This is a genomic window from Sphingobium sp. (genome assembly GCF_033795625.1).
Taxonomy (GTDB): domain Bacteria; phylum Pseudomonadota; class Alphaproteobacteria; order Sphingomonadales; family Sphingomonadaceae; genus Sphingobium.
In genome coordinates this window covers 1-839 of sequence record NZ_JARYGI010000107.1, presented here as the reverse complement: position 1 = coordinate 839, position 839 = coordinate 1, and the positions used below count along the sequence as shown (strand labels likewise).

Annotated in this window: 1 protein-coding gene; it reads right to left on the bottom strand. The window is 67.2% G+C overall.

Annotated elements, in window-relative coordinates:
* Positions 1-64: 64 nt before the first annotated feature.
* Entirely contained in the window at positions 65-709 is a 645-nt protein-coding gene (locus tag QHC67_RS18825) for a hypothetical protein (RefSeq protein WP_046194741.1), read from the bottom strand.
* Positions 710-839 lie beyond the last annotated feature (130 nt).

Here is an 839-nt window from a genome sequence, read left to right as displayed (position 1 = left end):
CAAAGTCTGGATGGTGCCCCGCCGCACGGGTTCGCGTTGCTATGATCTGCATGGCGGTCTCCGATCATGCGAATAGGCGCGACGGCTCGGCCGCGGGAATGGTGAGGCCGAGTTCGCGTTGCAGACGCGCTGCGAAGCGGTCGGGTGCGAGAAGGTCGCGGACGGAGGCCCAGCGGTTGCGGTCGCCGATATGGTCGCCGCGCCCCTTCACCTTGCGGTATGCGATCTCGTGGTCGGGGCCGAGGGGTCCGAGCGAGAGGCGGACCCAGACCTCCTCACCGTGGAGCGTGATGTCGCCCGAGACCGCCGGGCCGCCCTTGTCGGAGCGGACGTCGTAGGTCCCTTCCGCAAGGCTCAGGGCCTCGGCCAGGCGGCGCATCGCAGCGCGGCCTTCGGAGTGAAACACGCGCTTGGCCGCTTCGTCATAGGCGACGCCGCGATAGGCGAGCGTCTTGAGCGCAGGGTGCCGGCGGATCTCGGCGATCGCGTCGAGACACGCACGTCGCAACTCCAGATCAGCCGGCTCAGCCTCGCATACGGTAGCAAACCGCCGCGCCAGCAACACCACTGCGGGGTCGCTTTCGAAGTCCTTGCCGGCATTGCGACAGTCGGTGATGGCTGCCTGGATGGCGTGAAGCGTGGCGCCGATCGTGGTCAAGGCGCTGGGTTCGAGCGCCTGTTGATGGCGCATCGTGATGTCGTACGGCATGGGCGAAACCTCCGGTCTCGAGCGCTTCTTCGCTCGACCGGCTCGCTCCCCCTCCCCTTTCTGTTCGATCACAGGTGCCAGGCTTGGGACGCGGTGACGTCAGACCCTCGGCAGGCAGTGGTCAGCAATG

Excerpts from the sequence above, each read along its gene's own strand:
- QHC67_RS18825 (WP_046194741.1), bottom strand. The coding sequence starts at position 709 with ATGCCGTACGACATCACGATGCGCCATCAACAGGCGCTCGAACCCAGC.